This window comes from Thermogutta sp. (assembly GCF_014359955.1).
In the GTDB taxonomy this organism is placed as follows: domain Bacteria; phylum Planctomycetota; class Planctomycetia; order Pirellulales; family Thermoguttaceae; genus Thermogutta.
The window spans coordinates 1-9,443 of the sequence record NZ_JACIYL010000093.1 but is presented as its reverse complement, the minus strand read 5'-3'; the positions used below and the strand labels follow the sequence as shown (position 1 = coordinate 9,443).

Annotated in this window: 6 protein-coding genes and 1 pseudogene; 3 read left to right on the top strand and 4 right to left on the bottom strand. The window is 59.0% G+C overall.

All coding sequences use genetic code 11. The features are described from left to right. Nucleotides 1–1,173 (bottom strand): annotated as a pseudogene (locus tag H5U08_RS04740) (hypothetical protein); the annotation flags it as partial. Between the two features lie 559 nt (nt 1,174–1,732). Between H5U08_RS04740 and H5U08_RS04735 the strand changes: the two are divergent. After that, a complete protein-coding gene (locus H5U08_RS04735; RefSeq protein ID WP_297030779.1) occupies nt 1,733–2,131 on the top strand; it encodes a TraR/DksA C4-type zinc finger protein in 399 nt (132 codons plus the stop codon). Nucleotides 2,132–2,241: 110 nt separating this feature from the next. Here the strand turns inward: H5U08_RS04735 and H5U08_RS04730 are convergent, their stop codons facing one another. Then, nucleotides 2,242–3,888: a glutamate synthase-related protein gene (locus H5U08_RS04730; RefSeq protein WP_297030776.1), complete on the bottom strand. Its 1,647-nt coding sequence runs from the start codon at nt 3,886–3,888 to the stop codon at nt 2,242–2,244. A 373-nt stretch (nt 3,889–4,261) separates the two neighbouring features. Between H5U08_RS04730 and H5U08_RS04725 the strand changes: the two genes are divergently transcribed. Then, on the top strand, nt 4,262–5,326 hold the full coding sequence (locus H5U08_RS04725) for an NrpR regulatory domain-containing protein (RefSeq protein WP_297030773.1): 1,065 nt from the start codon (nt 4,262–4,264) through the stop codon (nt 5,324–5,326). Nucleotides 5,327–5,369: 43 nt separating this feature from the next. Here H5U08_RS04725 and purH read toward each other — a convergent pair whose 3' ends face one another. Next, entirely contained in the window at nt 5,370–6,935 is a 1,566-nt protein-coding gene (purH, locus tag H5U08_RS04720) for a bifunctional phosphoribosylaminoimidazolecarboxamide formyltransferase/IMP cyclohydrolase (RefSeq protein ID WP_297030780.1), read from the bottom strand. A gap of 520 nt (nt 6,936–7,455) precedes the next feature. On the opposite strand from purH, the gene H5U08_RS04715 reads away from it, so the two are divergent. Then, entirely contained in the window at nt 7,456–8,943 is a 1,488-nt protein-coding gene (locus H5U08_RS04715) for a sulfatase (RefSeq protein WP_297030770.1), read from the top strand. A gap of 54 nt (nt 8,944–8,997) precedes the next feature. On the opposite strand, the gene H5U08_RS04710 is transcribed toward H5U08_RS04715, so the two are convergent. Then, nucleotides 8,998–9,443, bottom strand: a 446-nt coding sequence (locus tag H5U08_RS04710; RefSeq protein ID WP_297030767.1) for a deoxyribonuclease IV, incomplete at its 5' end; no start/stop codon positions are given.

Genomic DNA, 9,443 nt, shown 5'->3' with positions numbered 1-9,443 from the left:
GGTGCCGATCGGTTCTGGGGGGAGAGGCGCCACATCCATCGGCGGCACGGCGTCCGGAATGGTGCCTCCCGGCAAACTGGTTGGTGGTGCCGGCGAGGCGGGCGGAGGTGCCGGAAGAAGATCCCCTACCGGCGGCTGGGGCGATTGCGGGAGTTGTGGCACCGCCGCGACCTCTGTTGGTGGAGGACTGGGCTGGGCAGGCAATTCTGCCGGTGGCGTCATTGGCTGCTGTGCGGGCGCAGTGGGTGGTGCGGTCACTGGAGCTTCTGGGGAAGCCTGCTGGGAAGGTTGGCCTGTTTCAGGAGGTAAACCTGACAAGGCAGGACCGGGACTCGGCGAAGCGGGAGGAATCTCCCGGGTGTCTTTCCCTGGGGCTTCCGCGGCAGGCGCAGGGGCGGCAGGCTTGCCCTGCCCCGTCGCAGGTGCGGAGTCTTTTGAAGGTGCTGCTCCAGACTCTGCGGGTTTTGCTACCGGTTCCTTCTCACCGGCACTCGCCGGCGCTTCTGTGTCCTTGACGGCCAGGGCGGTCTCCGGTCCACCGGTGGAAGTCCCCCACGTTCGATAGACGAGCAGTCCGCCAACCACGGCAAATCCCAAAATAAGCAGCACGGAAAGCCCCAGCAACCACCGCCGATAGCTGTGGTCGGGAACATTGGACACAAACTGGGCTTCCGTCCGCGTTCGGGTGCGAGAGACGCCGGACGGCTCAGCTTCAGCGGGTGGAGGCCCCTCGACATCGGAAGTGAGGTCCCGCGCAATGCGTTCCACGGCAGATTCCTGTTGAGCGGCCACCTGGGGAAGCCTGTAAATCTTTTCGCGGAGGGCCGGATCCACCTCGGCGGGTTCTCCCAGCACCAGGGCGAGAATCTGATGGCACGCCGCTACTTCTGCAAGTTCGATGTCCGACTCCAGGCACACCTTTTCAAAGTCCGCGACTTTTTCCGCGGGCAAAGTGTTGTCGAGATACTCGGCCACGGTGTTGGGATCGAGGCTCTCGCGGTGGTCGAGGACTTCCGGTGCGCCGAGTTTGTCCTTGCGGAGAAGTTCCCGAATTCGCTGAATGAGGGCCTTGGCTACTTCGCTTTCTTCGATCTTTTTCCCCAGTTCAGCGGCATCTTCAGGCTCGAGAACATTGTCCAGATAGGCCAGAAGTGTTCGCAGGGTCAACCGCATAGGTTCGTCTCCGCCAGGTGTGAGAGGTTTTCGCGACAAAGTCTCGGCCGGTAAACGTCGTACTCATTTTTCCGGGTGGGGGGGCGAGCGGAATAAGGGGATTCAATGGAACACGCCCAATCCGCCGGATCACCCCACCACATTATTAGTGGCTGGGCGAACGAAATTTCGTACAAAAACTTTTGAGAACCTGAAATGCTGAAAAAGGTTGCAAGGAGAGAAGGAAGCCTGAGCGATCCCCACTTTACAAAGAATCTTTGACATGCCACGTGCACAAAGTTTTGTAGGGGCAATTCATGGATTGCCCCTACCGTTTAACCAGCAACGGAACCGCGCCCATCAATCTGCCCCACCAGGCCCATAATTCGAAAAGCGGACGTGACAAGCACGTCCCTCCGACGAGCGGACCTGACAACAGGTCCCTCCGAGCTATCGCCAAAGGAAAACTGGGGATTTTTCGAGATGGAAGCTGTTTGACAGTCTTCCAGGGCCCACCTACAATCGAATTTTGACCCTGATTGTGCCCACAATTTTGCCAGGCACCGGTGAGGTGTGGACAATGAAGCATGAGTCGTTGAAGAAAGAAGAGCTGGAACATTTTCGAAAGGAGTTGCTGGCCCTGCGGGAGCGTCTGTCGGGCAACGTTCGCTATCTGACTCAGGCGGCCCTCAATCAAAACGAGGAAGGGCTGGCCGGGCGGGCAGGATCGTCCATCCATCCGGCGGAATTGGGCAGCGACAATTACGAGCAGGAGTTTACGCTCTCCCTTGTCGAGAATGAAAGGGAGGTGCTCGAGCGCGTCAACGCCGCGCTCAAGGCCATCGAGGAGGGCACCTACGGCAAGTGCGAGATGTGCGGCCAGCGAATTCCCAAAATCCGCCTGAAAGCCATCCCCTACGCCACGACCTGCGTCAAGTGTGCCGAAGAAAGCGAGCGGCAGGCGTCCCGATCTGAGTAAACCCCGTTTTTCGCTTCCCTCCGGCACGGCGTGCCCCATTCAAAACAAACGACCGTCGGCATGTGCCGACGGTCGCCTCTTGGACCCGCTGCGCAGCTTAAAGCCCGGCGTTACTTCTTGAGAATCTCCAGCGCCTTATCATTTTGGGCATCGAGCATGAAGGGGATGCCCGTCACCTCGGCCGTCTCGCGGTTGGCGGCCATCAGATCTTCCCGGCGGATCGCGCTGAGATTGAAGCGACGGGCGCCGGCCATCAGTTGCTGAAGACCAGCCATGAGCTTGTCCACCAGACAGCACACGGCCACGGCTCCGAACGGAATGTTCTTCATTTCTTCGGCACCGACCTTGGCCTTGACCGTCTCCCACGCAGCGAAGATCTCTTCCGGTTTTTGACCGATGGCCGTCACGCTGGCAGGGAGGCTGTCCCAATTGCCGTTGACGGCCGCCCGCCGTTCCGGCCGCAGCACCCCTTCGATGTTGCTGCCCAGGAAGCCCGGGATCATCATGGCGCGGCCCATGCATACGAGCTTCGTGTACGGAGCGCAGAGGGCCAGCGCCTTGAAGATGTGGTCTTCGCGACCGAATCCACCGCCCAGCGAAATATCCGGCGGCTGGATTCCGCGCTGCTTGAGAATCTGGCAGTATTCGTACGTTTTGGCGTGCAGATGGAGCGAAGGAACACCCCAGTATTCCATCATGTTCCAGGGGCTCATGCCCGTGCCACCGCCGGCGCCGTCGATGGTCAAAAGATCGAGTTTGGCGTCCGCGGCGCAGCGCAGGGCCAGGGCCAGAGCTTCCATCCCGTAGGCCCCCGTCTTCAGCGAAATCCGCTTGTAGCCGAGCTTGCGGAAAAAGTCGATCGAGTTCATGAAGTCTTCGTACACGTCCTCCGCCGAGTGAAGATTGGAGGCCCCCAAGCGGCTGTGGCGGGCAAAAGAGCGGAGTGCACCGGAGCGATAGGCGGCCTCGGCGACCGGATCGTAAGGATCGGGATCCACAATATAGCCCCGATCTTTGAGGAACCGAGCGTATTCGATGTCGCTCACCTGGATTTCGCCCCCGATGTCCTTGGCGCCCTGTCCCCACTTCAGCTCCAGAATGACTTTATCGCCAAATTTTTCGATGAGATACTGCGCCACGCCGTTGCGGGTATCTTCCACGTTCATCTGCACGATGATGGCGCCGTAACCGTCATAGTAGCGAAGGAAAGAATTGACGCGGCGGTCCATCTCGGGAGATTCCACCACGCGGCCATCTTTGAATACCGAATTGCGGTCCACTCCCACAACGTTTTCACCAACCACAATAGGGAATCCGCAGAGCGCGGCGCCGATGGCAAAGGAATCCCAGTACTTGGCCGCCACGAACGTGGAACCCAGCGCGCCGGTCATGATCGGCACGCGACACTTCGTTTTGACCTCACGACCAAATTCGGTGGTCACATCGACCCGCGGAAAGACGCAATCGTCGGGGGAATCCGTCATCCCCGGCGGCAATCCTGTCGCGTCGTAGGCGTAACCCTGAATGCGCAGGGCGTGATAACCCACGCCCAGTGCCACAACGTTGGCAGAACCGGCGGTGACATGGCCGAAGTTTCGCGGATAGAGCAGCTTCCTGCCCACCAGCGAACTGAGCCAGGTTTCACACTTCCCCTTACAGTCCGATTCGCAGAGGGTGCACAATCCCGAATCGGCCGGGTTTCCCCGGTTCACCGTTCCCAGAACATCGTTTTGCTTGCGGTACTGAATGAATGTCATCGTACGTCTCCCGGAAGTTTGAAAACCACAGACAGGCTGACAAATCGGCAGCAAGGTTCAGACATAATCGGCATTATATTACCAAATCTCCAGATTTCGTCAATACGGGACCGTTTATCAATCAGCGATTTTTGCCCCAGATCCCAATACCACTTACCGTATCAACGTGGTGGCCATTTCCAAAAATTGGCAAAATTGCCGATTGCTGGATGGTTTTCGGCAAGATTCATGGGATGTAAACTGGTTGAATGCCAGATGAACGGGATTTCCGGAAAAGAGAGTCGCCGCATTGCCAATCCTCTGCCGGAAATTCCTGTCCTGCATCTGACTGGATGGCTTCGGAATCGCGATGGGTCAGCTCGGAGGTTCGGCCATGAGCAGAAAATCCTCCCTTCCGCGAGTGCGGGAAGAAATGTCTGTATCTCGAAGGGAAGAACGCAAGTCACGGCACAGGATGGAAATCCTCCGCGTTCTCCGCAAGTCGCAGCAGCCTCTCACCTCTGGCGAGATCGCCGAAGCGCTGGCCTCCGCGGGTTACCTGCTCAGCGAGCGGACCGTCCGCCTGTACCTCAACGAACTCGATCGCGAGGGGTTGACGATTTCCTATGGGCATCGTGGCCATACCATCTCCGAAAAAGGCCTCGCCGAACTCCGCATTGCCCAGACGGTGCAGCGGGTTGGATATCTCTCCGCCCGAATCGACGAAATGACCTACAAGATGACCTTCGATCTGGAACGCCGCACCGGCACGGTGGTGGTCAACACCTCGGTGGTCAATCCGCGGGACCTTGCCCAGTGTCTGGACGCGGTGTGCCAGGTTTTCTACAAGGGCTACGGCATGGGGCGACGGCTGGCCATCCTGGAACCCGGTGAAACGCTCGGCGGGGTTCAGATTCCTCCCGGCAAAATCGCGTTCTGCACGATCTGTTCGATCACCTTCAACAGTGTGCTGCTCAAGCACGGTATTCCTACCGCTTCGCGATTCGGCGGCCTCTTGGAACTTCGCGATGGCAAGCCCGTGCGATTCGCCGAGATTATCCACTACGACGGAACAAGTATCGATCCACTGGAGGTGTTCATCCGTGGCCGAATGACGAACTACCGAGGCGCGATTACAGATGGAAACGGGCTGATCGGGGCGAGCTTTCGGGAGATTCCCGAGGATGCCCGGGAAGTCGTCATCCATCTTGAAGAAGAGATGGCGCGCATCGGATTGGGCGGCCTGATGGCGGTAGGACTCCCCTCGCAGCCCTTGCTGGGCATTCCCGTCATCTCAGGTCGTGTCGGGGTTATCGTCATCGCCGGGCTCAACCCGATCGCCATTCTCGAGGAAATCGGCTATCAGGTTTATTCTCGAGCGCTCAGCGGTCTGCTCGACTTCAGCCGCTTGATCACGGTGGATGATTTACCCCAGGTGCTCGAAAAGTACCTGACCTAGGGCACATCCAGGAGTTGGACCTGCTCCCTGCGATGCCGCACCCTCAATGCCGGAAGTGGCGCCGTCCCGTGAAGATCATGGGGATTCCGTGCTGGTTGCAGGCGGCGATGACTTCCTCATCTCGCACCGAGCCGCCCGGTTGAATGATGGCGCGAATCCCCGCCCTGGCAGCGTGTTCGATCGAATCAGGGAAGGGGAAAAAGGCATCGGAGGCCAGGACACTGCCGGCGGCCCGGTCTCCCGCTTTGCGGATCGCAATTTCCACGGAATCCACGCGACTCATCTGACCGGCGCCCACCCCCACCAGCATCTGGTCCTTGGCAAGGACGATGGCGTTGGATTTGACGAAGCGAACCATCGCCCAGGCAAAGCGAAGCTCAGGGAGAAGAGCGTCATCTGGCTGAACCTGCGTGACGACTTTCCACTCTGTTTCATCGTCGGGCAGATTATCGGCGTCCTGCACAAGGAGGCCTTCCTGGAGCGGGCGGTAACTCCAGCAAGGCGCCGGCCGTGGCAGCTCTCCAACTTCCATGAGCCGCACGTTCTTTTTCCACTTGGGCACGGTGGTCAACATGTCCAGAGCCTCGCGATCGAAGGCCGGCGCGATGATGGCCTCGATGAAAAGCCCCGGTTCACAGAGGACTTCCGCCGTCGCGCGATCCACCACCCGATTCATCCCCAGTACGGAACCGAAGGCGCTCACCGGATCGCCGGCCAGGGCTTTACGAGTGGCTTCGGCGAGCGAATCCGCGACGGCTGCCCCGCACGGGTTGTTGTGCTTGATGACGCTCGTGGCCGGTTCCTCGAAATGGCGAACGATTTCCAGGGCGGATTCCAGATCGAGCAAATTGTTATAGGAAAGTTCCTTTCCGTGGAGCTGTCGCGCCGTGACGACGGACGGCCCTTTCGCTTCGGGAACGGCGTACACGGCTGCCTGCTGATGAGGATTCTCGCCGTAGCGAAGCGTGGAAATCCGATCGTAACGGAAGAACAGGCGTGGTGGAAAGACGCCAGGTTCCACCTGTTTGGCAAACCACGTGGCGATGGCCTGATCGTACTCGGCAGTATGCGCGAAAGCCTCGGCGGCAAGCCGGCGACGCAGCTCCAGCGTGATTCCGTCGTGGGCTTGCAGGTCGCTGAGAATCTCGGCGTACTGGGCGGGCTGCGTAACGACGGCGACAAACGCGTGGTTCTTGGCCGCCGCCCGCACCAGCGAAGGTCCCCCGATGTCAATGTTCTCGATGGCGTCTGCTTCCGTGCAGCCGGGTCGTTCGATCGTTTTCCGGAAGGGGTAAAGATTGACCACGACGAGATCGAAGGCCAGAATCCCGTGCTCTTCCATGGATTGGAGATCTTCCGGCCGATCGCGCCGCGCCAGAATCCCGCCGAAGATCCGCGGATGGAGGGTCTTCACCCGGCCTTCCATCATCTCGGGGAATCCGGTGTAGGCCGCCACATCCTTCACCGGGACGCCGGCCTGCTCGAGAAACAGGCGGGTGCCGCCTGTGCTGAAAATCTCAATTCCCAATTTGTGGAGCTGCTGGGCGAATTCGGCCAGACCCGTTTTGTCGCTGACACTGATCAGCGCCCGTTGCGGTTTGATGACCATCACATCAACCTCCCAATCTCGTCTGGTGTCTTTCCGAACCTTCCATTGTAAATGGCTGAAGGGCGGTGCTGAAGGAGCCGCAGGTCCGGGCTTGTTTCCGCGCGTTGTTAGAATCCGTGGAAGGCCAGGGCCGCGACGTGATGGGAAAGAATAGACACAACCCGACGGATCCCGACTTTTTGGAAGGATTTGCTGGAAGCTAAAGGGATAGCGCGTGGGAGAGGCCATTCATGAATTGCCCCTACCGGTGAACGGTTCTTGTGCCCGATGGAATCAAACGGATCATCCATCCTGGAAAAGCGGAGCCGTCAAGCGACTTTCTCCGAAGACGGACTCTATCCGTTTTCATGTGGCCGCCGTTATCCGGAAAAAAACGAGCCTGGAGGAGTTACACTGGCAGGGCTCTTTCGTCCAACTTGGGCGCAGGTATAATGGCGTCGGCTGCCATGGGGGAGGTTTTTCTCCCGGATTGCCTGTTTCAAGGTGATGGTTCGTCATTGAGCTGTTGGGGAGGTGACGTATGTCTGTCCTGTGGGGATTGCTTCTGGCGACATGTTTGACGGGTGAGGTGCAGGCTCTGCCCGACACTTCACACATGAACGTGCTGCTTATCGACATCGAGGACTGCAACGCCGCAGCCCTCGGGTGTTACGGGAATCCGATCTGCAAAACGCCCAACCTGGATCGATTCACCAAGACCGCGGTGCGTTTTGATCGGGCCTACGTTCAGGCGGTGTGCTGCAATCCTTCCCGCGCGTCATTTCTCACTGGTCTTCGGCCGCTGACGACCCGGGTGACTCGCAATGAACAAGAGATGGACGCCCATTTACCGGAAGGGGTTCTCACCCTGCCGGAATATTTGAAGGCCAAAGGTTTTTATCTGGCGGTCATTGGCAAATTATTTCACCGCACAGACTACGCGGAAAAGCAGCTTTCGGTCTTCGATCGCATTGAGATGTACACGCCGCCGCCAGGCTGGAAAGGTCCCGGACCGATTATCAAGTTTCCACCCGTCCCGCGTCCCGCCGATTGGCAGCCGCCGCCCAAGGATCAGAAAAGTCGTGAATATCGCGAGTGGCGACGGAGACAATCGGATCGGTACGGAGATTCCGGCCGAACTCGGGAACAGGAAGGCGATTACCGAATGGCTGCGACCGCGGCGGCCCTGTTGAAGGAGTTTGCCAAATCGAAGCAGCAGTTCTTCCTTGCGGTGGCGCAGTCCCGACCCCACACGCCGCTCATCTGCCCGAAGCAGTACATCGACATGTACGACCCCGCTCAAATCCCGGATCCACCCGCCCCGCCGGAAAGTCTGGTCAATTTCCCGTATCCCAAGCGGGCGTTCGGCGGCAACCCGGATATCTTTACGCTCAAGCAACCCACACGGCAGCAGGCGAAAGAGGCCATCGCGGCCTATTACGCATGTCTGACGTTTGTGGACGACAATATCGGGATGATTCTTGACGCCCTGGAAGAAACTGGACTGGACAAAAACACGATCGTCATTTTCCTGGGCGATCACGGATTCCATTTGGGCGACCACGGCTTCTGGTCGAAATACTCGATGCTGGAAGCGACGCATCGGGCACCGCTGATTGTCCGCGTTCCCGGTGCCCCGGCCAACGGGAAAACCTGTGACGAAATTGTCGAGTTTGTGGATCTCGTCCCCACGCTGGGAGAACTGCTCAAGCTGGACCTACCGAAAAACCTGGAAGGCATCAGCTTCGCGCCGCTGCTGGTGAATCCGCAACGTCCCTGGAAAAAGGCCGCCTTCATTGTGGAAGATGACGGTGACGCCTTCGGCGAGTGCGTGCGGACCAAGAAATACAGTTACATGGAGCTCAAAAAGGGCGCCATCCCTGCGGCCCTTTATGACCTAGAGAAAGACCCCTGGGAGACGAGGAACGTTGTGGATGATCCGGCCTACGAACAGGTCCGTAAAGAGATGGCGGATCTGCTCCACGCGGGCTGGAAAGCGGCTCTTCCACCTGGCGTCACGGTGCCGTAAGCGAGTGTTCTGGCTTCCTTCTGACGGCCTGTGCCCTCTTGCGAACCGCCATTATTAAAGCGGTTCCTGAGGGGAAGCTGCTGGTGTTCGCACCAGGAGCTCACGAAGGACGGTGAGGTTGACCACGTCCCAGTCTTGACCGTCGTCGGTTTTTCCCTTGGGCGTTTCCAGAAACATGGGGAGGTGATTGACGCGAGGGTCGTGGAGCAGGCGGCGAAAGGTTTCCAGCCCCACGTGGCCACGGCCAATATGCTCGTGGCGATCGACGCGGCTACCCCGGGGAGTTCGGCTGTCATTGAGGTGGATTGCTCGAAGGCGGTGCAGGCCGAGAACGCGGTCAAACCAGCGCACGGTCTTGTTCCAGCCATCGGGATGGTCGATGGGGTAGTCCGCTGCCAGCATGTGGCAGGTGTCCCAGCAGATGCCCACGCGGTGCGATTGTTCGGTTGCTTCCACGATGGTGGCGAGTTCTTCAAAGGAGCTTCCCAGGTTGGTGCCCT

What these genes read in the sequence shown, in the direction of transcription:
- H5U08_RS04725 (WP_297030773.1), top strand. Translation starts at nt 4,262, where the DNA reads ATGAGCAGAAAATCCTCCCTTCCGCGAGTGCGGGAAGAAATGTCTGTA.
- purH (WP_297030780.1), bottom strand. Translation starts at nt 6,935, where the DNA reads ATGGTCATCAAACCGCAACGGGCGCTGATCAGTGTCAGCGACAAAACG.
- H5U08_RS04715 (WP_297030770.1), top strand. Translation starts at nt 7,456, where the DNA reads ATGTCTGTCCTGTGGGGATTGCTTCTGGCGACATGTTTGACGGGTGAG.
- H5U08_RS04735 (WP_297030779.1), top strand. Translation starts at nt 1,733, where the DNA reads ATGAAGCATGAGTCGTTGAAGAAAGAAGAGCTGGAACATTTTCGAAAG.
- H5U08_RS04730 (WP_297030776.1), bottom strand. Translation starts at nt 3,888, where the DNA reads ATGACATTCATTCAGTACCGCAAGCAAAACGATGTTCTGGGAACGGTG.